This window comes from Streptomyces sp. NBC_01244, from assembly GCF_035987325.1.
Taxonomy (GTDB): Bacteria; Actinomycetota; Actinomycetes; order Streptomycetales; family Streptomycetaceae; genus Streptomyces.
Genome location: NZ_CP108488.1, coordinates 3,290,360 through 3,310,880, shown reverse-complemented (window position 1 = coordinate 3,310,880; position 20,521 = coordinate 3,290,360). Strand labels below are relative to the sequence as shown.

At 69.9% G+C, this 20,521-nt stretch carries 20 protein-coding genes; 8 read left to right on the top strand and 12 right to left on the bottom strand.

Annotated features, from left to right (window positions below):
* Positions 1–162: 162 nt before the first annotated feature.
* Complete coding sequence (locus tag OG247_RS14740) at positions 163–858, top strand: TerB family tellurite resistance protein (RefSeq protein ID WP_327252685.1); 696 nt, start codon at positions 163–165, stop codon at positions 856–858.
* Between the two features lie 49 nt (positions 859–907).
* On the opposite strand, the gene OG247_RS14735 is transcribed toward OG247_RS14740, so the two are convergent.
* Entirely contained in the window at positions 908–1,051 is a 144-nt protein-coding gene (locus OG247_RS14735; RefSeq protein WP_327252684.1) for a hypothetical protein, read from the bottom strand.
* A gap of 633 nt (positions 1,052–1,684) precedes the next feature.
* Between OG247_RS14735 and OG247_RS14730 the strand changes: the two genes are divergently transcribed.
* The 3 genes from OG247_RS14730 (at position 1,685) to OG247_RS14720 (ending at position 4,948) form a co-directional block, all read left to right on the top strand.
* Positions 1,685–3,211 (top strand): nucleobase:cation symporter-2 family protein, encoded by a 1,527-nt coding sequence (locus tag OG247_RS14730; RefSeq protein WP_327252683.1) that lies wholly within the window; start codon positions 1,685–1,687, stop codon positions 3,209–3,211.
* 157 nt (positions 3,212–3,368) lie between these two features.
* On the top strand, positions 3,369–4,115 hold the full coding sequence (gene recO, locus OG247_RS14725) for a DNA repair protein RecO (protein WP_250754311.1): 747 nt from the start codon (positions 3,369–3,371) through the stop codon (positions 4,113–4,115).
* 11 nt (positions 4,116–4,126) lie between these two features.
* Positions 4,127–4,948 carry an isoprenyl transferase gene (locus OG247_RS14720; protein ID WP_327252682.1) on the top strand — a complete coding sequence of 274 codons (822 nt, stop codon included), beginning with the start codon at positions 4,127–4,129 and terminating at the stop codon, positions 4,946–4,948.
* Positions 4,949–5,281: 333 nt separating this feature from the next.
* Here OG247_RS14720 and OG247_RS14715 read toward each other — a convergent pair whose 3' ends face one another.
* The 4 genes from OG247_RS14715 to OG247_RS14700 are packed head-to-tail and all read right to left on the bottom strand — an operon-like array spanning position 5,282 to position 8,449.
* Positions 5,282–5,713: a Fur family transcriptional regulator gene (locus tag OG247_RS14715; RefSeq protein ID WP_327252681.1), complete on the bottom strand. Its 432-nt coding sequence runs from the start codon at positions 5,711–5,713 to the stop codon at positions 5,282–5,284.
* A 59-nt stretch (positions 5,714–5,772) separates the two neighbouring features.
* The gene (locus tag OG247_RS14710) at positions 5,773–6,639 is read right to left on the bottom strand and encodes a metal ABC transporter permease (protein WP_327252680.1); all 867 of its coding nucleotides are present in this window, start codon (positions 6,637–6,639) and stop codon (positions 5,773–5,775) included.
* Complete coding sequence (locus OG247_RS14705; protein ID WP_327252679.1) at positions 6,639–7,430, bottom strand: metal ABC transporter ATP-binding protein; 792 nt, start codon at positions 7,428–7,430, stop codon at positions 6,639–6,641. The genes OG247_RS14710 and OG247_RS14705 overlap by 1 nt, the downstream gene beginning before the upstream one ends.
* Positions 7,431–7,465: 35 nt before the next feature.
* Positions 7,466–8,449 (bottom strand): metal ABC transporter substrate-binding protein, encoded by a 984-nt coding sequence (locus tag OG247_RS14700; protein ID WP_327252678.1) that lies wholly within the window; start codon positions 8,447–8,449, stop codon positions 7,466–7,468.
* A gap of 156 nt (positions 8,450–8,605) precedes the next feature.
* On the opposite strand from OG247_RS14700, the gene OG247_RS14695 reads away from it, so the two are divergent.
* A complete protein-coding gene (locus tag OG247_RS14695) occupies positions 8,606–9,988 on the top strand; it encodes a glycine--tRNA ligase (protein ID WP_327252677.1) in 1,383 nt (460 codons plus the stop codon).
* Between the two features lie 69 nt (positions 9,989–10,057).
* On the opposite strand, the gene OG247_RS14690 is transcribed toward OG247_RS14695, so the two are convergent.
* From OG247_RS14690 to OG247_RS14665, 6 genes are all read right to left on the bottom strand, one after another.
* On the bottom strand, positions 10,058–10,774 hold the full coding sequence (locus OG247_RS14690) for a VC0807 family protein (protein ID WP_327252676.1): 717 nt from the start codon (positions 10,772–10,774) through the stop codon (positions 10,058–10,060).
* Between the two features lie 123 nt (positions 10,775–10,897).
* Positions 10,898–11,491 carry a TetR/AcrR family transcriptional regulator gene (locus tag OG247_RS14685; RefSeq protein ID WP_327252675.1) on the bottom strand — a complete coding sequence of 198 codons (594 nt, stop codon included), beginning with the start codon at positions 11,489–11,491 and terminating at the stop codon, positions 10,898–10,900.
* A gap of 21 nt (positions 11,492–11,512) precedes the next feature.
* Positions 11,513–12,544 carry an aldo/keto reductase gene (locus tag OG247_RS14680; RefSeq protein ID WP_327252674.1) on the bottom strand — a complete coding sequence of 344 codons (1,032 nt, stop codon included), beginning with the start codon at positions 12,542–12,544 and terminating at the stop codon, positions 11,513–11,515.
* A 146-nt stretch (positions 12,545–12,690) separates the two neighbouring features.
* Complete coding sequence (locus OG247_RS14675) at positions 12,691–13,119, bottom strand: MarR family winged helix-turn-helix transcriptional regulator (protein ID WP_327252673.1); 429 nt, start codon at positions 13,117–13,119, stop codon at positions 12,691–12,693.
* Complete coding sequence (locus OG247_RS14670; RefSeq protein WP_327252672.1) at positions 13,119–13,535, bottom strand: polyketide cyclase; 417 nt, start codon at positions 13,533–13,535, stop codon at positions 13,119–13,121. The genes OG247_RS14675 and OG247_RS14670 overlap by 1 nt, the downstream gene beginning before the upstream one ends.
* A gap of 88 nt (positions 13,536–13,623) precedes the next feature.
* Complete coding sequence (locus OG247_RS14665) at positions 13,624–13,968, bottom strand: DoxX family protein (protein ID WP_327252671.1); 345 nt, start codon at positions 13,966–13,968, stop codon at positions 13,624–13,626.
* A gap of 90 nt (positions 13,969–14,058) precedes the next feature.
* Between OG247_RS14665 and OG247_RS14660 the strand changes: the two genes are divergently transcribed.
* A complete protein-coding gene (locus OG247_RS14660; protein ID WP_327252670.1) occupies positions 14,059–14,514 on the top strand; it encodes a MarR family winged helix-turn-helix transcriptional regulator in 456 nt (151 codons plus the stop codon).
* 36 nt (positions 14,515–14,550) lie between these two features.
* Here OG247_RS14660 and OG247_RS14655 read toward each other — a convergent pair whose 3' ends face one another.
* Positions 14,551–16,011, bottom strand: coding sequence for an MFS transporter (locus tag OG247_RS14655; protein ID WP_327252669.1), 1,461 nt, complete (start codon positions 16,009–16,011; stop codon positions 14,551–14,553).
* Positions 16,012–16,074: 63 nt separating this feature from the next.
* On the opposite strand from OG247_RS14655, the gene dusB reads away from it, so the two are divergent.
* Together dusB and ppdK are read left to right on the top strand one after the other, a co-directional pair.
* Positions 16,075–17,217: a tRNA dihydrouridine synthase DusB gene (gene dusB / locus OG247_RS14650; RefSeq protein WP_266909012.1), complete on the top strand. Its 1,143-nt coding sequence runs from the start codon at positions 16,075–16,077 to the stop codon at positions 17,215–17,217.
* Between the two features lie 375 nt (positions 17,218–17,592).
* A complete protein-coding gene (gene ppdK, locus OG247_RS14645) occupies positions 17,593–20,301 on the top strand; it encodes a pyruvate, phosphate dikinase (protein ID WP_327252668.1) in 2,709 nt (902 codons plus the stop codon).
* Positions 20,302–20,521 lie beyond the last annotated feature (220 nt).

Genomic DNA, 20,521 nt, shown 5'->3' with positions numbered 1-20,521 from the left:
GCAGGTGGGACGGGGTGCGGGGCGGTCCGCGGGCGGGGGCGCAGATCGGCCAAGTACGGCGGCCGGAGGATGTTGTCTTGTCACACGACTGACGCATCCTCACCGATGTGGCTAACATCACGCCAACCCGGCGATGTTGCCGGAAGGTTACGGAGGTGCGACGTGCTGCCAGTTCGGGGTGGGGACGGCCGGAAGCTGACGGTCTGGGGTATCCGCACCACCTGGAGCACCGTGGGGGACGGGGAGTTCTTCTGTCCCGACTGCGGTGGCGACCGCAACTACCGCCGGCGCACGGGGCGCCGCCGGTTCACCGTCCTCGGCGTGCCGCTGCTGCCCCGCGGCCAGGCGGGTCCCGTCGTCGAGTGCCAGGGCTGCCGCGAGCGGTTCGGCACCGAGGTCCTGGACCACCTCACCACCACCCGCTTCTCCACGCTGCTGCGCGACGCCGTGCACACCGTGACCCTGGCCGTGCTGGCCGCCGGCGGGACGGCCTCGCGCAGCGCGCTGGAGGCCGCCGTGGGCGCCGTACGGTCCGCGGGGTTCCAGGACTGCACCGAGGAGCAGCTGGAGTCCCTCGTCGAGGGGCTGGCCGCCGAGGAGGGCAGGCTCGGGCTCTACGACGGCCCCGACTGCTACGGCGCCGCGCTCTCGATCGAGCTGCACGAGGCCCTGGAGCCGCTGGCCCCGCACCTGGCCGGCCCGGGCCGCGAATCGATCCTGCTGCAGGGCGCGCGCGTCGCACTGGCGGACGGCCCGTACATCCCCGCGGAGCGCGAGGTGCTGGCGACGGTCGGCGCCGCGCTGCGGATCGACATGGACGAGGTCGCGCGGCTGCTGTCGGCGGTCCGGGCGCCCTGAGAGGCCCGCGCGGGCCGCGTAGGGGATCCCTGCGAGGCCCCCAGGGACCTCAGGCGGCGCCCCGCGCCACCGGGGCGGGGTGGGCCGCGATGACGCGGCGCAGGGCCTCGCACAGCCCCTGAGGGTTGTCGAACGGGATCAGCGTGCGGGCGTGCGGGACCTCCGTGCTCGCGCTGTTGGAAGGTGCCTTCATGCCGGGCCGCGCGCACCGACGGGGGATCCGGTGTTCGCCGCGGCGACGGCGGCGCAGGCGGTCGTTTCGGCCGCACTGGCGGGTTCGGACGTGGCGGCGTCTCACGGTGTGGGCGAAAACGGCACAATCCGAGATAACGATCGGGCCTCGCACGCCCGAATCGGAGATCCTTCCGCGTGCCGTGAACCGCGGAGGCGTGCCATCCGTACGGGGTGTTTCCGCCAGGTGGACGGGCGGAGCGGCGCCTTCGTCTTTGCGTGGCCGAACGGCCTGCGGAGTGTTAACCCGCACGTCACCACGTACGGCCTTCGCGTTCGTGCAGCGGGAAGCGCCGATTTCGCGAAGCGTTGGCCATAGACGACACCGAGGGTCTCCGCCACTGGAGAAATCTCCAGATCCTGCACGTCGAAGAGTCAACATTTTGTAGAAGTCGACGATATCTGTGAGCGGCCCCACAGGCGTTCAATTCCGGTCACACGAGGAGACGCCGCCGGTAACACCGCGGAGCTTCGATTCACGTGGACGCAACGACAACCCTGACGGATCAACGGGCTAACGACCCACTTCGCCAGGGACAACCCGCTTCCTATCGCTTCCTCTCAGTTACCTACCTCATTGAAGGGCAAGGCAGAGATGGCACGTGTCGCCGCACCGCTTTCCGCCACCGGAAAGCAGAGCACGCACCCGGTCGACGAGGTGCTCCCCCTCCCCAAGCTCGCGCTGTACGGCTTCCAGCACGTACTCGCGTTCTACGCCGGTGCGGTGATCGTTCCGATCATCGTCGGTGGCGCCCTCGGGCTCACCACCGAGCAGCTGGTCTACCTGATCAATGCCGACCTCTTCACCTGCGGTATCGCCTCGATCATCCAGGCGTGGGGCATTGGCAGGATCGGAGCGCGGCTGCCCCTGATCCAGGGCGTCACCTTCACCGCGGTGTCCCCGATGATCGCCATCGGTCTCGGGGCCGGCGGCGGGACGGCGGGCCTGCTCGTCATCTACGGCGCGGTCATCACGGCCGGCATCGCCACCTTCGCCTTCGCCTGGCTGCCCCCCAAGGCCTTCCGCACGATCATGCGGCTCTTCCCGCCGGTCGTCACCGGCACGGTGATCACCGTCCTCGGCATCGTGCTGATCCCGGTCGGCCTGAACGACGCCGCGGGCGGCCTCGGCAGCCCCGACTTCGGCGACCCCAAGCACTTCGCCTACGCCGGCGGCACGATGCTCTTCATCCTCATCCTGATGAAGCTCGGCAAGCCCTTCCTCAACAGCATCTCCATCCTGCTCGGCCTGGTCGGCGGCACCGCCGTGGCCTTCCTGCTCGGCGACGCCAAGTTCGGCAACGTGAGCAACTCGGACTGGATCGGCATCACCACGCCGTTCTACTACGGTGCCCCGAAGTTCGAGTGGTTCCCGATCGTCCTGATGCTCATCGTCATGCTGATCACCATGGTCGAGACCACCGGTGACACCTACGCCGTCGGTGACATCGTCGGCAAGGACATCGACAGCGAGACCGTGGCCCGCGCCCTGCGTGCCGACGGCGCCGCGACCGCCCTTGGCGGTGTCCTCAACTCGTTCCCGTACGTGGCCTTCGCCGAGAACGTCGGCCTGGTCCGCATGACCAAGGTCAAGAGCCGCTTCGTCGTGGTCGCCGCGGGCGTCTTCATGATCGTGCTCGGCATGATCCCCAAGGCCGCCGCGATCGTCGCCGCCGTACCGCACGGAGTGCTCGGCGGCGCCGCGACCGTGATGTTCGCGATGGTCGCCCTGGCGGGCATCCAGACCCTGGCCAAGGTCGACCTCAAGGAGGAGAAGAACGCGCTCGTCGTGGGTGTCTCCCTGGCCTTCGCGCTGCTCCCCGCCACCGTCCCGGTCCTCTTCAAGGACCACATGGACCCGGACCTCTCCTCGCTCCTCAACAGCGGTGTGACGCTCGGTGCCACGGCCGCCATCGTCCTGAACCTGATCTTCAACGGTCTGGGCAAGGACGGTGCGCACGACGCCCCGACGGCCGACTCCCCGTTGGCCGACTCCCTGCCGGCCGACGCCCCGCAGGCGGACGCCCCCAAGGACGCCGCCGCGGCGTCGGACGACGAGTCCACGGCAGCCATTCCGGCCCAGTCGGGCGAGGGCGAGCCCGCCCCGGCGCCGACCGCCTGATCCTCCCAAGGGGTGTCCCCCGCCGGGCCTCGCGCCCGGCGGGGGTCGCTGCCGTCCGGGAGTCCGCCCTGCCGTCCGGGAGTCCGCCCTGTCGGTGGGGAGTCCGCCCTGTCGGTCGGGAGTCCGCTCTGTCGGTCGGGTACGGGACAATGAGTCCATGAGTCTGTTCCGCGACGACGGCATCGTGCTGCGCACCCAGAAGCTGGGTGAGGCGGACCGCATCATCACGCTCCTGACCCGGGGCCACGGCCGGGTCCGGGCCGTCGCCCGCGGCGTCCGGCGCACCAAGTCCAAGTTCGGCGCCGGGCTGGAACCTTTCTCCCACGCCGACGTGCAGTTCTTCTCGCGGAGCGGCGAACTGATCGGCCGCAGCCTGCCGCTCTGCACGCAGACCCAGATCATCGCCCCGTACGGCAACGGCATCGTCACCGACTACGCCCGCTACACCGCCGGCACCGCGATGCTGGAGACCGCCGAGCGGTTCACCGACCACGAGGGCGAGCCCGCCGTACAGCAGTACCTGCTGCTCGTCGGCGCCCTGCGCACCCTCTCGCGCGGCGAACACGCGCCGAACCTCATCCTCGACGCCTTCCTGCTGCGCTCCCTCGCCGTCAACGGCTACGCGCCCAGCTTCGACGACTGCGCGAAGTGCGGACTCCACGGCCCCAACCGGCACTTCTCCGTCGCCGCCGGCGGGGTCATATGCGGCGACTGCCGCGTTCCCGGCAGCGTCGTACCCTCGTCGGAGGCCATCGCCCTGCTCAGCGCCCTGCTGACGGGGGACTGGGGACATGCCGACGCGTGCGAGGCGCGTCACGTGCGGGAGGGCAGCGGGCTGGTATCCGCCTACTTGCACTGGCATCTGGAGCGCGGGCTACGCTCCCTTCGATACGTCGAGAAATAGGAGCTGGGCACATGGCACGACGCGGGATTCTGGGGCGCTCTCGCCGGGAGTACAAGGTTCCCGAGCCGCACCCCTCCGGTGAGCGCCCGCCGAAGATCCCCGGCGAGCTCGTCCCGAACCACGTCGCGATCGTCATGGACGGCAACGGCCGCTGGGCCAAGGAGCGCGGGCTGCCGCGCACCGAGGGCCACAAGGTGGGCGAGGGCGTCGTACTCGACGTGCTCAAGGGCTGCCTGGAGATGGGTGTCAAGAACCTCTCCCTGTACGCCTTCTCTACGGAGAATTGGAAGCGCTCGCCCGACGAGGTGCGCTTCCTCATGAACTTCAACCGCGACGTCATCCGGCGCCGCCGCGACGAGATGAACGAGCTGGGCATCCGCATCCGCTGGGTCGGCCGCATGCCGAAGATGTGGAAGTCGGTCGTCCAGGAGCTCCAGGTCGCACAGGAGCAGACCGTCGACAACGACGCGATGACCCTGTACTTCTGCGTCAACTACGGCGGCCGTGCCGAGATCGCGGACGCGGCGCAGGCCATCGCGCGCGATGTGGCGGCGGGCAAGCTGGACCCGTCGAAGGTCAACGAGAAGACCTTCGCGAAGTACATCTACTACCCGGACATGCCGGACGTGGACCTCTTCCTGCGCCCGAGCGGCGAGCAGCGCACCTCCAACTACCTGCTCTGGCAGAGCGCGTACGCCGAGATGGTGTTCCAGGACGTCCTGTGGCCCGACTTCGACCGCCGCAACCTGTGGCAGGCCTGCTACGAGTACGCCCAGCGCGACCGGCGCTTCGGCGGAGCCGTCCCGAACCAGGGTGAGGGCACCTCGGGCTGACCCTGACCGTAGGCCCCGCTGTCATGGACACGAACATGCCCGGGGGTCACGTCGCACCACCGAGCGCCGGGGCGGCCGAACTGGCTTCGCCGTCTCCGGGGTGGTGCCGTGGGCGCTCTCGCCGATCGTCCCCGGCCTGACGCCCTGGCTGCCGGCGCGGTCGTTCGCCGGCTGAGTGGAGAAGACGGGGGAGGCCCGGGTCCTCGTCGACGCATCCGGAGTCCGGGTGACGACGGCCGCCAGTGAGGCGCGCATCGGGTGGAGTGCGCAGCCCACGTACCGCGGCGGACGCCGACGCCCTGCGCGTGATCCTCGACCGGAACCTGCGCAGTTCTAGGCGGCGGCCGCCGCGCAGTCCGAGCAGGTGCCGAAGATCTCCACCGTGTGGGCGACGTTCACGAAGCCGTGCTCCGCCGCGATCGCCTCCGCCCACTTCTCCACCGCGGGGCCCTCCACCTCGACGGCCTTGCCGCACTTGCGGCAGACCAGGTGGTGGTGGTGGTCCCCGGTGGAGCAGCGGCGGTAGACGGACTCGCCGTCGCTGGTCCGCAGTACGTCCACCTCACCGGCGTCCGCGAGCGACTGCAGGGTCCGGTAGACGGTGGTCAGACCCACGGAATCACCGCGGTGCTTGAGCATGTCGTGGAGTTCCTGGGCACTGCGGAACTCGTCCACCTCGTCCAGCGCCGCCGCCACCGCGGCCCGCTGTCGGGTGGATCGTCCTCGTACTGGCGCGGTATTCATCTCGCCAGGCGCAGTCGCCACCGGTTCCTCCTCGTCTAGGCCTCGGCCCATTGTGCCAGGCGGCCGACTGCCCGAGGTCGTCACACCGTTACGCCGTCCCGCGTGCAGACTTCTTCGGCCGCGCGGGCGGCCCTGGCCCGGCGCCGGGCCAGGGGGGTGGACACCGCCGTCATGACGACGAACACGGCGATGGCGAGCAGCACGATGGCGCCCCCGGAGGGAGCGTTGACGTAGTAGGTCGCGGCCGTTCCGGAGAGCGAGACCAGGACGCCGATCAGCATGGCCAGGCTCAGGGTGGCGGTGAAGCCCCGGGTGACGCGCTGGGCGGCGGCCACGGGGATCACCATCATGGCGCTGACCAGCAGCAGGCCGACGATGCGCATCGCGACGGTGACGGTGACCGCGGCGGTGACCGCCATCAGCAGGTTCAGGAAGCGCACCGGCAGGCCGGTGACCCGGGCGAACTCCTCGTCCTGGCAGACCGCGAACAGCTGGCGGCGCAGGCCGACGGTGACCGCGATGACGAACACGGCGAGGACCGCCGCGGTGACGGTGTCCTCGGCCGAGACGGTCGTGATGGACCCGAACAGGTAGCTGGTCAGGTTGGCCGTGGAGCCGCCCGGGGCCAGATTGATGATCATGACGCCGCCGGCCATGCCGCCGTAGAAGAGCATGGCGAGCGCGATGTCCCCGCTGGTCTTGCCGCGGGAGCGGATGAGCTCCATGCCGACCGCGCCGACGACCGCGACCAGGGTGGCCATCCAGATCGGGCTGGTATTGAGCAGGAAGCCGAGCGCGACACCGGTCATGGCGACGTGCCCGATGCCGTCGCCCATGATGGCCTGCCGGCGCTGCACGAGGTACGTGCCGATCGCGGGGGCCGTGAGGCCGACGAGGGCGGCGGCGATGAGGGCTCGCTGCATGAAGGCGTAGTCGAGGAGGTCCATCAGCTCAGCAGTCCCGTCCGGAGGGGCTCGGCGTCGTGCGCGGAGTGGGGGTGTACGTGGTCGTGGCCCGGCAGCGCGTGCTGCCCCAGGGCCTCCGGGGGCGGGCCGTCGTGCGTGACGCAGCCGTCGCGCAGGACGACGGCGCGGTCGATGAGCGGCTCCAGCGGGCCCAGCTCGTGCAGGACCAGCAGCACGGTGGTGCCGGCGGCGACCTGGCTGCGCAGGGCGTTCGCGAGGACCTCCTGGTTGGCCAGGTCCACGCCGGCCATCGGCTCGTCCATGATCAGCAGCTCGGGTTCGCCGGCGAGCGCGCGGGCGATCAGGACCCGCTGGTGCTGACCGCCGGAGAGGGCGTTGACCGAGGCGTCGGCGTAGGAGCCCATGTCGACGAGGTCCAGCGCGTGCTCGACCGCGGCCTTGTCGGCCTTGCGCAGGAGCCCGAAACGGGTGCGGGCGAGCCGGCCGGCGGAGACGACCTCGCGGACGGTGGCGGGGACCCCGCTGGCGGCTGTGGTGCGCTGGGGCACGTACCCGATGCGCGACCAGTCGCGGAAACGCTTGAACTCGGTGCCGAAGAGGGACAGGGCGCCATCGCTCAGCGGAACCTGGCCGACCACGGCGCGGACGGCCGTGGACTTGCCGGAGCCGTTGGCGCCGAGCAGGGCGACGACCTCACCGCTGCGGACGGTGAGGTCGATGCCGCGCAGCACGGGGCGCGAGCCGAGCGAGGCCGTGGCCCCGCGCAGGGATATGACGGGCTGGTCCAGGGCCTGGCCGGGCTTGGACTCCATGGCTCGCGCCTCCGATGCCGCTACTGCTGTTGCCATTACTTGCTGCCGAGTGCCTTCTGGAGGTTCTTCAGGTTGGCCCGCATGACCTCGAAGTAGTCAGCGCCCTGGGACTTGTCCGTGATTCCCTCCAGGGGATCAAGGACGTCGGTCTTCAGGCCGGTGTCCGCCGCGAGGGTCTTGGCCGTCTTGTCGCTGGCCAGGGTCTCGAAGAAGACGGTCGACACATTGTCCTGCTTCGAAAGGGCCTGCAGCTCCTTCATCCGGGCCGGGCTCGGCTCGGACTCGGGGTCGACGCCGGAGATGCCCTCCTGGTCGAGGCCGTAGCGCTCGGCCAGGTAGCCGAAGGCGGAGTGGGTGGTGATGAAGGTCTTGGAGGCCGTGTTCTTCAGGCCGTCCTTGAACTCGGTGTCGAGCGCGCCCAGTTTGGCGACGAGGTCGGCGGTGTTCTTCTTGTAGTCCGCCGCGTGGCCGGGGTCGGACTTCTCCAGGGCCGCGCCGACGCCCTTGGCGATCTCCGCGTACTTGACCGGGTCGAGCCAGACGTGCGGGTCCTCGCCGGCTTCGCCGTGGCTGTGGTCGTGGCCGTCTGCGGCGCCCTCTTCGGCGGCCGCGTCATGACCGTCATGGCCGGAGGTGCCGTGCACCTCGAGCTTGGTGAGGGTGGCGGCGTCGACGACGTTCTTCACGCCGGACTGGGCGACGGCCTTGTCGACGGCGGGCTGCAGCGTCTTGAGGTAGAGGACGACATCGGCCTCGCCGAGCTGCGCGGTCTGCTTCGGGGTGATCTCCAGGTCGTGCGGCTCGACCCCGGGCTTGGTGAGGGTGTCGACCTTCACGTGCTCCTTGCCGATCTGCTCGGCGAGGAACTGCATCGGATAGAACGACGCCATCACGTCGAGCTTGCCGTCCTCGGCTCCGGCGGCTCCGGCCGTGCCCGAGCAGGCGGTGAGGGCCGTGGCGGCGAGGGCCACGGCTCCGGCGAGGGCGGCGGTCGGTATGAGGCGTCGTCGTACGTTCATGACATCCATTTTCATCAAAGATGGAAACGATTGTCAAAAACCCAGGTGGGAGGGGTGTGGAGGGCCCGGGGAAGGGGGTCCCGATTTGAAAGGGGGGGTGCGGGCGCCGGTAACCTTGAGGCTTCGCCGTTCGTCCTCGTAAATGAAGAGAGCACCGTGGCCGCCGACAAGATCGAAACCATCGTCAGCCTGAGCAAGCGCCGTGGCTTCGTTTTCCCGTGCAGTGACATCTACGGCGGCTCTCGGGCTGCCTGGGATTACGGTCCGCTCGGTGTCGAGCTCAAGGAGAACATCAAGCGCCAGTGGTGGAAGGCGATGGTCACCGGGCGTGAGGACATCGTCGGCCTCGACTCGTCCGTGATCCTGGCCCCCGAGGTCTGGGTGGCCTCCGGCCACGTCGGCACCTTCTCGGACCCGCTGACCGAGTGCACCTCCTGTCACAAGCGCCACCGCGCGGACCACCTGGAAGAGGCGTACGAGGCCAAGCACGGCCGCGTGCCCGCCAACGGTCTTGCCGACATCAACTGCCCCAACTGCGGCGTGAAGGGCCAGTTCACCGAGCCCAAGCAGTTCTCCGGCATGCTGGAGACCCACCTCGGCCCGACCCAGGACACCGGCTCCAAGGCGTACCTGCGCCCCGAGACCGCCCAGGGCATCTTCACCAACTTCGCCCACGTGATGACCACCTCGCGCAAGAAGCCGCCCTTCGGCATCGCGCAGATGGGCAAGTCCTTCCGCAACGAGATCACCCCCGGCAACTTCATCTTCCGCACCCGCGAGTTCGAGCAGATGGAGATGGAATTCTTCGTCAAGCCGGGCGAGGACGAGCAGTGGCAGGAGTACTGGATGCAGGAGCGGTGGAACTGGTACCGCGACCTCGGCATCCGCGAGGAGAACATCCGCTGGTACGACCACCCGAAGGAGAAGCTGTCCCACTACTCGAAGCGCACCGCCGACATCGAGTACCGCTTCAACTTCGGCGGCAATGAGTTCTCCGAGCTCGAAGGCGTGGCCAACCGCACCGACTTCGACCTCAAGGCCCACTCCGCCGCCTCCGGCCAGGAGCTCGTGTACTTCGACCAGGAGTCCAAGGAGCGCTACACCCCGTACGTCATCGAGCCGGCGGCCGGCGTCAACCGCGCCATGCTCGCCTTCATGCTCGACGCGTTCAACGAGGACGAGGCCCCGAACGCCAAGGGCGTCATGGAGAAGCGCACCGTGATGCGCTTCGACCCGCGCCTGGCCCCGGTCAAGGTCGCCGTCCTGCCGCTGTCCCGCAACGCGCAGCTGTCGCCGAAGGCCAAGGGCCTCGCCGCCGACCTGCGCAAGCACTGGAACATCGAGTTCGACGACGCGGGCGCCATCGGCCGCCGCTACCGCCGCCAGGACGAGATCGGCACGCCGTTCTGCGTCACCGTCGACTTCGACACCCTCGACGACAACGCGGTGACCGTGCGCGAGCGCGACACCATGAAGCAGGAGCGCGTCTCCCTGGACCAGATCCAGAGCTACCTCGGCAGCCGCCTGCTCGGCTGCTAGGTTCCGCCGCGGATGCGGCTGTGGCCCGGTACGCGATGCGTACCGGGCCACAGCCGTCTTCCGGCCCGCTTACGCCGGCGCCGGACTGCCGGCCTCCGCGGCGGCGGCCGCGGCCCTCGCCTGGCCCTCGGCCTGGGTGCGCTTGGAGAACCGGACGGTCCAGACGATCAGCGAGACCAGGAAGCCGTAGATCAGGACGGGGCTGACCCAGACCATCGTGTCGACGCTCAGCGTGTACGCCAGCACCACCCGCAGCGAGGCCTCCACCAGGTACGCCACGCCCCAGACGGTGGTCATCCGCCGCATCGCGCTGCGGAAGTCGGGGTACTGCCAGAGCCCGTTGAAGTACGCCACGCCCTCCTTGGTCCCGTCGGTCCCGAACTTGCGGCCGAAGTAGAACATCAGCGGCCGGGGAGCGAACAGGGTGGCGACGCACAGTGCGCCGAACAGACCCGTCACCCCCGAGTCCTTGATGAGCAGGGCGCGCGCCGAGTGCGCGCCGATCAGGGTGACGAGAGCGGTGATCACCAGGAAGAACAGGGTGACCACGGCGAACTCGTCGATCTTGCGGCGCCAGGCGAGGTGGACGAGGGAGTCGACCACCGGCCAGCCGCCGCTGGCCAGGAGCGCGGCGAACTCGCTCCAGCCCCGCTCGGTGAGCATGTTGTACGTGAGGATGGGCGCGACCACGTTGAACCCGATGGTCAGGATCCAGCCGATCGCCGCGGCGGCTCCGGACCGGGCCGGCGGCCCGGACCGCGCTGCCGGTTCTTGCTGAGTGGACAAGGTTCCCCCTGGAACAGACCTGATGGTGTGCGGTAGGGGGAACGTAGGAACACGGCAGGTGTGCGGCAAGGGCCCGCCGCCCCAAATGATGATCAAGCTGTCCGGAGTGGCCGCTTCCAGGGCTCAGGCGCGCAGGCCCCGGATGACCAGGGCGGTGACCGCCTCGAACTCGGCGGTGATGGTCGGCTCGAGCCAGTCCGCCGCGTACTGCGGATCGTGGAAGCGGCCGGTGGCATCGAACACCGCGCGCGCGGCGGCCGCTACGTCGGGCGCGGTGAGCGATCCCGCCGCGACCCCCTCGCCGATGATCCGGGAGAGCTGCTCGATCAGCTCGGTGATGTGGTGCTCCACCACGCCGCTGCTCTCGCCGAGCAGCACGATGTACGTCGCGAACAGCTCCGGGTCGTCACCCGCCTTGTGGCGCTTGGCCTCGAACAGCGCCTCCAGCCACGATTCCAGCTTGGACGGGGCCGGCTCGGCCGGGGCCGAGGCGATCTCCTCCAGCATGACCACGCTCTTGGCGAGCCAGCGGTCCGTGACGGCCTCGCGCAGCGCGGCCTTCGAGGGGAAGTGCCGGTACACGCTGCCGTGGCTGACGCCCAGGGCGCGCGCCACGTCCACCACGGTCGCCTTGGTCGGGCCGAAGCGGCGCAGCACCTCCTCGGTGGTTTCGAGGATGCGCTCGGGGGTGAGGGGCTCGGCGGCTGCGGGTGGCATGAGTACGACCGTACAGCCGGATCAGTGCTCGCTGTCCAGGTGGGCCATCTGGGCTGCCGGGTACCGGTCTCCGGCGGCCGCACCCGCCGGGACCGCGTCCTCGATGGACGCGAGGTCGGCGGGGGTCAGGGCGACCTGAAGGGCACCCAGCGCCTCGCCGAGCCGCTCGCGGCTGCGGGCGCCGACCAGCGGGACGATGTCCCCGCCCTGTGCGAGCACCCAGGCGATGGCCGTCTGGGCGACGGTGATGCCCTTCTCGTCGGCGACCTTGCGCAGGGCGTCGACCAGGTCGAGGTTCCGGTCGAGATTGCCGCCCTGGAAGCGCGGGCTCATCCCGCGGAAGTCGCCCGGAGCCAGTGCCCGGTCCCGGGTGAAGTGGCCGCTGATCAGGCCGCGGGACAGCACCCCGTACGCCGTGACGCCTATGCCGAGCTCGCGGGCGGTCGGCAGGATCTCCTCCTCGATTCCGCGCGAGATCAGGGAGTACTCGATCTGGAGGTCGGCGATGGGAGCCACTGCGGCGGCCCGCCGCAGGGTGTCCGCGCCCACCTCGGAGAGCCCGATGTGCCGGACGTGCCCGGCGGCGACGGCCTCGGCGATGGCGCCGACGGTCTCCTCGATCGGGACGTCGGGGTCCACCCGGGCGATGCGGTAGATGTCGATGTGGTCCCGGCCGAGCCGCTGGAGCGAATAGGCCAGGAAGTTCTTGACGGCCTCCGGGCGCCCGTCATACCCGGTGAAGCCGCCCTCGACCGTGCGCAGCGCACCGAACTTCACACTGGTCAGCGCCTTCTCGCGCGCCGCGGCGGGGGCGGTGCGCAGGGCTTCGTTGATGAGGAGCTCGTTGTGCCCCATGCCGTAGAAGTCGCCCGTGTCGAGGAGGGTGACTCCGGCGTCGAGGGCGGCGTGGATGGTGGCGAGGGATTCCGCCCGGTCGGCCTCGCCGTAGAGGGCGGACATCCCCATGCAGCCCAGCCCCAGCGGGAAGACGCCGGGTCCGGTGCTGCCGAGGGTGCGGGTGCCGGTCTCTGAGGTGCTCTGGTTTGTCGTCATGGAACGAGAATGACATGACGGCTGACAGATTTCAATATCTGTCACTCGTTCGGGCAAGGAAGCCCCGCCCGCAAGGCGGACGGGGCTGAGGGGAGGGGAGGGGAGGGGAGGGTGGGGGGGGCGGGGCGGGATTCGGGATTCGGGATTCAGGACTCGGGACGGGCCAGGCGGCCCAGCAGGGTGATGGCATCCTCGCGCGCGACCGGCCGGAAGAACGCCTCGTCGACCCCCTCGACGGCGGCGATCGCCCGCGGCGCCAGCTCGGCCCCGGCCGCGGTGACGCGCAGCCGCTTGGCGCGGGTGTCCGCCGGATCGACCTCGCGCGCGAGGAGCCCCTTCTGTTCCAGGGTGCGCACCACCTGGGAGGTCATCTTCACGTCGGTGCCCGCCTGGCGTGCCAGCGCCTGCTGGTTGGGCCGCTCGCCCTGTTCGTTCAGCCACCAGGCGCAGGCCAGGAGGACGAACTGCACGTGGGTCAGGCCCAGGGGGCCCAGCGCCGCGGCGATGCCCCGCTGCCAGCGCAGGGTGGCGTGCCAGAGCAGGAAGCCGGGACTCTCGCCGGGGGTCAGGGGCATCAGCCCTGGGCCGTCCGGACCAGTGCGGCCAGGGTGTCGGGCCAGTCGGCCGTGATGGCCGGGCCGATCTCGGGGCCCGCTTCCGCGGCGCCCTCGCCGCTGATCTCCATCCGGTACACCACCCGGCTGAGCGCCCGGTCGAGCCGGTCGATGCGGTGGGTGGTCCGCAGGACCAGGCCGGCGAAGCGCGCCTCGTCGGTGAACATCTCGCCCTCGGTGGCCTCGGCGACGAGCAGTTCCACCGGGTCCTGGCCGGCCGGGGTCATGGTGATCTCCGCGCCCGCCGCGAAGGGGCCCCGGAGCTCGATCTTCTCGATGTCGGCGTTCCAGGTGCCCCAGTTCTCGACGTCGGCCCACAGGGCCCAGATCGCCTCGGGTGCGGCGGTGGTCTCGATGCCGTGCTCGTACTCCCACATGGGGGTCCTCCAGATTGTCTTCGCGCAGACTATCTCTGCGCAGACTAACTGTCCAGGAGGTCGGGGCGGAGTCGCGGCGCAGGGCGTGTCAGGCCGCCGCGCGCAGGATCAGGGCGGCCGCCGCGACCAGGGTGAGGACGGCCGCGGGGGCGAAGTCGTAGTCCTTCGCGCGCAGGTGGAAGAGGATCGCGCCGAGGAAGTAGAGGGTCACGCCGATGGCGGCGGCCATGCCCAGTGGGGTCAGCCACAGGCCCGCGACCAGGCCGATCGCTCCGGCCGCCTTGAGGGTGGCCAGGCGGGGGAGCCAGGAGTCCGGCACTCCGACCTTCGTCATGCTCTCCGTGATCGCGGGGTTGCGCTGGAGTGTGAAGGTCGCGGACGCGGTGAGGACGAGGGCGAGCAGTCCGGCGACGACGGCGTAGGCGATGAACATGGTGGACTCCAACGATCGGCAATGGTGAATCATTGAATACCATCAACGATCGGCGGAGCGCAATCATTTCCCGGTTGTTACGATGTGGACATGACGGCGCCTCAGGACACCACGCACCCGCCGCAGCGGCTGGGCATGCTGCTGGCCTGGCACGGATCGGTCACCCAGACCCGCATGAAGAAGGCGCTCAGCGCCGCCGGACTCACCCCGCGCCACGCGATGACCCTGACGCACCTGGACGGCGGGCCCATCGGCCAGCGCGCGCTGGCGGAGCGGCTGGAAGTGGACCCGAGCGTGCTCGTCGGGATCCTGAACGACCTGGAGGGCGACGGACTCGTCGAGCGCCGCCGGGACCCCGCCGACCGCCGCCGCCACAACGTGGCCATCACCGACGCCGGCACCGCGGCCCTGGCGAAGACGAACGCGGCCCTCGACGCGGTGGAACTCGCACTGTTCGCCGGCCTCTCGGACCGGGACCGGGACGCGCTGCGCGGCCTGCTGGACCGGATCGACTCGCACAGCGAGGACTTCGCCTGCGGCGAGTAGCCGGCCGGCCGGTCCGGCAGCCGCGCGGCTCCCGCCTCAGTGCCGCGGTGCGGCGCCCGTACGCGCGGGGCCGGCCTGAGGCTCCAGGGCGCGGGCCGTGCGCAGGGCCGTCTCGCGGGCCCAGCGGCCGCTGGTGGCGAGGCCGACGCACAGGACGAGCAGTCCGCACACCGTGATGATCCACCAGGCGGGCCGGGCGGCGGCCACGAACGCGGCGGCGGAACCGGACCCGCCCGCCATCCCGGCGGCCAGGACCGCGCCCACGACCGCCACGCCCAGCGCCCCGCCGGTCTGCCGGCTGGTGGAGGCCACCGCGGCGGCCACCCCGGCCTGGGCGCGCGGCATCCCGGAGACGGCGGTGTTGGTGATCGGGGCGTTCACCAGGCCGAACCCGATGCCGAAGAGCACGTACCCGGCGAACAGCATCGGCGTCGAGCTCTCGGCCGAGAAGGCGGCGAACAGCAGCCCGCTCGCGCTCATCGTCACGCCCGCGACCAGCAACGGCAGCCGCGGCCCCCGGGTGGCGACGAGCCGTCCCGACACGGGCGCGCAGAGGAAGGCGAAGGCCGCCATCGGCAGCATGTAGAGGCCGGCGTCCAGGGCGTCCAGGCCCCGTACGTCCTGGAGGTACAGGGTGTTCAGGAACAGGAACCCGGACAGCGCGGCGAAGGCACTGACCGCGATCACCGTGGCCCCGCTGAAGGGGGCGCTACGGAAGAACCGCGGGTCGATCAGGGGCTCCGCCCGCCGTGACTCGTAGGTCAGCAGCCCGGCCAGGGACAGGACGGCGACGAGCGCGCAGCTCAGGATCAGCGGGGAGAGCAGTCCGGCGGCCGGGGCCTCGATGATCCCGAACGTCACCGAGCCGAGCAGCCCCATGACCAGCAGTTGCCCGACCGGGTCCGGGCGGCGCGGGTGGTCGGCCCGGGACTCCGGGATGTAGCGCAGGGTCAGGACCAGGGCGAGGAGGCCGACGGGGAGGTTGATCCAGAAGATGGACCGCCAGCCGACCGAGTCCACGAGCAGGCCGCCGATCAGCGGGCCCGCGGCCATGGAGATGCCGACGACGGCCCCCCAGACGCCGATGGCGCGGGCACGCTCGCGCGGTTCGGTGAAGGTGTTGGTGATGATCGACATGGCGACCGGGTTGAGCATCGAGCCGCCGACGGCCTGGATCATCCGGAAGGCGATCAGCCAGCCCAGGCTCGGCGCGAGCGAGCAGAGGACCGAGCCGGCGGTGAAGAGCACGATGCCGACGGTGAAGACCTTGCGGCGGCCGATCCGGTCCGCGGTGGAGCCGGCCAGCATCAGCAGCGAGGCCAGGACCAGCGTGTACGCGTCGATCGTCCACTGCATGCCGGCCACGGAGGCGTCCAGATCGCGGCGCATGGCGGGGAGGGCGACGTTCAGGACGGTGTTGTCCAGGCTGACGATGAGCAGGCTCATGCAGCAGATCGTCAGGATCAGCAGGCGCCGCCGCTGGGTCAGCTCGTCCATGGGCCGATAGTACGCCTAACTAACGACATGCGATCAACGGCACGACTGAGCCACAATGGTGGGATGACCACGCTCCCCCCGCCTCTCGCGATCGGCCCGCACACCGTGCAGCCCCCGGTGGTGCTCGCGCCGATGGCCGGCATCACCAACGCCCCGTTCCGTACCCTGTGCCGCGAGTTCTCGGGCGGCAAGGGGCTGTTCGTGAGCGAGATGATCACGACCCGGGCCCTGGTCGAGCGCAACGAGAAGACCATGCAGCTGATCCACTTCGACGAGACCGAGAAGCCCCGCTCGATCCAGCTGTACGGAGTCGACCCCGCGACGGTCGGCAAGGCGGTCCGCATGATCGTCGAAGAGGACCGCGCCGACCACATCGACCTCAACTTCGGCTGCCCGGTGCCCAAGGTCACCCGCAAGGGTGGCGGCTCGGCCCTCCCGTACAAGCGGAACCTGCTGCGCGCGATCCTGCGCGAGGCCGTCGCCGGCGCCGGCGACCTGCCGGTGACGATGAAGATGCGCAAGGGCATCAACGACGACCACCTCACCTACCTCGACGCCGGCCGGATCGCCGTCGAGGAGGGCATCACCGCCATAGCCCTGCACGGCCGGACCACCGCGCAGCACTACGGCGGCACCGCCGACTGGGAGGCCATCGCACGGCTCAAGGAGCACGTGCCGGAGATCCCGGTGCTGGGCAACGGCGACATCTGGTGCGCCGAGGACGCGCTGCGGATGGTCCGCGAGACCGGCTGCGACGGTGTCGTCGTCGGGCGCGGCTGCCTGGGGCGCCCGTGGCTGTTCAACGACCTGGTGGCGGCCTTCGAAGGGCGTCCCGAGGACTTCCACAAGCCCACGCTGCGGGAGGTCGGGCAGACCATGCTCCGCCACGCCCAGCTGCTGGGGGAGTGGATCGGCGACGAGGCGCGCGGGGTGATCGACTTCCGTAAGCACGTGGCCTGGTACACCAAGGGCTTCTCGGTGGGTTCGGAGATGCGGCAGAAGCTCGCCGTCACCTCCTCCCTGGCCGAGCTGGACGCTCATCTGAGCGAGCTGGATTTGGATCAGCCCTGGCCGGACAGCGCGGACGGCCCTCGGGGTCGTACGTCCGGAAACAACCGGGTTGTCCTGCCCGAGGGCTGGCTGAAGGATCCTTACGACTGCGCGGGCGTGAGCGAGGAAGCCGAACTGGACACGTCCGGAGGTTGAGAACTCGCTGGCAAAACGTGCCATGTGTGGCGTGACATACGCCACGCATGGGTGAGGTTTCGCTCAGATGAGCGTAATGGTCACGGGTAAGACTTTCAAAGGGTGGCACTGGGTGCCACCCTTTGTGCGTTCAAGTCTTGAACGCAAATGTATCGATGATCGCTCATCGGAGCGGAAACAAGCCTCAGTGAGCACCTCACCCTTCGGGATCTGAAGGCTCTTCGTAGGTTTTGGCTACTCGCCAGTTACATTCGATTGGCTGGCACCCAGGTGGTTACGGCCACATGACCGCCAAGTGGACGTACCCATAAGCCTTCGATCTGGGTATGTTCCTGGCCGTCAGGGCAGCCACCGAGCCTCGAGGAGTCGAGACCCGTGTCGGAAAACAAAGATCAGAAGTTCGTCTACGACTTCACGGAGGGCAACCGCGACCTCAAGGACCTTCTCGGCGGCAAGGGTGCCAACCTCGCCGAGATGACCAACCTGGGTCTGCCGGTCCCTCCCGGCTTCACCATCACCACCGAGGCCTGCAAGGTCTACCTCGACAGCGGCGAGGCCCCGGCCGAGCTGCGCGAAGAGGTCAGCGCGCACCTCGCCGCCCTCGAGGCGAAGATGGGCAAGAAGCTCGGCCAGTCGGACGACCCGCTGCTGGTCTCCGTGCGTTCCGGCGCCAAGTTCTCGATGCCCGGCATGATGGACACGGTCCTCAACATCGGCCTCTCCGACGAGTCCGTCGCCGGCCTCGCCACCCAGGCCGGCAACGAGCGCTTCGCGTGGGACTCGTACCGCCGCCTGATCCAGATGTTCGGCAAGACCGTCCTCGACGTGGACGGCGAGCTGTTCGAGGAAGCCCTCGACGAGGCCAAGGCCACCAAGAAGGTCACCGTCGACACCGACCTCGACGCCGCCGACCTGAAGAAGCTGGTCACCCGCTTCAAGAAGATCGTCGCCAAGCAGGCCGGCCGCGAGTTCCCGCAGGACGCCCGCGAGCAGCTCGACCTCGCCGTCGAAGCGGTCTTCAACTCCTGGAACACCGACCGCGCCAAGCTCTACCGCCGCCAGGAGCGCATCCCGAGCGACCTGGGCACCGCGGTCAACATCTGCTCCATGGTCTTCGGCAACCTCGGCCCCGACTCGGGCACCGGTGTCGCCTTCACCCGCGACCCGGCCACCGGCCACGCGGGCGTCTACGGCGACTACCTCCAGAACGCCCAGGGCGAGGACGTGGTCGCGGGCATCCGCAACACCGTGCCGCTCGCGGACCTGGAGACCATCGACAAGGTCTCGTACGACCAGCTCATGACGATCATGACGACGCTGGAGACCCACTACAAGGATCTCTGCGACATCGAGTTCACCATCGAGCGCGGCCAGCTGTGGATGCTCCAGACCCGCGTCGGCAAGCGCACCGCCGGCGCCGCCTTCCGCATCGCCACCCAGCTCGTCGACCAGGGCCTCATCGACGAGGCCGAGGCCCTCCAGCGCGTCAACGGCGCCCAGCTCGCGCAGCTGATGTTCCCGCGCTTCGACGAGGATGCGAAGACGACGCTGCTGGGCCGCGGCATCGCCGCCTCCCCGGGCGCGGCCGTCGGCAAGGCCGTCTTCGACTCCTACACGGCCGTCAAGTGGTCCCGCTCCGGCGAGAAGGTCATCCTGATCCGCCGCGAGACCAACCCCGACGACCTCGACGGCATGATCGCCTCCGAGGGCATCCTGACCTCGCGCGGCGGCAAGACCTCGCACGCGGCCGTCGTGGCCCGCGGCATGGGCAAGACCTGCGTCTGCGGCGCCGAGGACCTCGAGGTCGACACCAAGCGCCGCCGCATGACGGTCGGCGGAACGGTCGTCGAAGAGGGCGACGTCGTCTCCATCGACGGTTCCACCGGCAAGGTCTACCTCGGCGAGGTACCCGTCGTACCGTCCCCGGTCGTCGAGTACTTCGAGGGCCGCATGCACGCCGGCGCCGACGACGCCGACGAGCTCGTCGCCGCGGTGCACCGGATCATGGCCTACGCCGACCGCGTGCGCCGCCTGCGGGTGCGCGCCAACGCCGACAACGCCGAGGACGCGCTGCGCGCCCGCCGCTTCGGCGCCCAGGGCATCGGCCTGTGCCGCACCGAGCACATGTTCCTCGGTGAGCGCCGTGAACTGGTGGAGCGACTGATCCTCGCGGACACCGACGACGAGCGCGAGGAGGCACTCAGTGCCCTCCTGCCGCTGCAGAAGAAGGACTTCGTCGAGCTGTTCGAGGCGATGGACGGGCTGCCCGTCACCGTCCGCCTGCTCGACCCGCCGCTGCACGAGTTCCTGCCCGACATCACCGAGCTGTCGGTGCGCGTCGCCCTCGCCGAGTCCCGCAAGGACGCCAACGAGAACGACCTGCGCCTGCTCCAGGCCGTACACAAGCTGCACGAGCAGAACCCGATGCTGGGTCTGCGCGGAGTCCGCCTCGGCCTGGTCATCCCCGGCCTGTTCAAGATGCAGGTCCGGGCGATCGCCGAGGCCGCGGCCGAGCGCAAGAACGCCAAGGGCGACCCGCGCGCCGAGATCATGGTCCCGCTCGTGGGCACCGTCCAGGAGCTGGAGATCGTCCGCGAGGAGGCCGACCAGGTCATCGCCGAGGTCGAGGCCGCCACCGGCACCGACCTCAAGCTGACCATCGGCACCATGATCGAGCTGCCCCGCGCCGCCCTCACCGCCGGCCAGATCGCCGAGGCCGCGCAGTTCTTCTCCTTCGGCACGAACGACCTGACCCAGACCGTGTGGGGCTTCTCCCGCGACGACGTCGAGGCCAGCTTCTTCACCGCCTACCTGGAGAAGGGCATCTTCGGGGTCTCGCCCTTCGAGACCATCGACCGGGACGGCGTCGGCACGCTGGTCCGCAGCGCCGTCGAGGCCGGCCGGGCCACCCGCCCCGACCTCAAGCTCGGCGTCTGCGGAGAGCACGGCGGCGACCCCGAGTCCGTCCACTTCTTCCACGAGGTAGGCCTGGACTACGTCTCCTGCTCGCCGTTCCGGATTCCGGTCGCGCGCCTGGAGGCCGGCCGCGCCGCCGCCGAGGCGAAGGGCAGCGACAGCCGCTGACCGCTCCACGGCCCCCGTGCGGGGCCCCATCGACCGCGCCTGCCCCCGGGTTCCCTGACGTCCGGTGGCAGGCGCGCTCTATTTCCCCGGCGTTCCGCGGCGTTCCCCGTCCCTCTCTGACGTTCGCGGGCGTTCCCCGGCCTTCCCGGGCGCCGTCCATCGGTGTTCCCCGGCGTTCCCGGGGCTCAGTATTGGTTCAATGTTGTTCCAGATGCCTTAA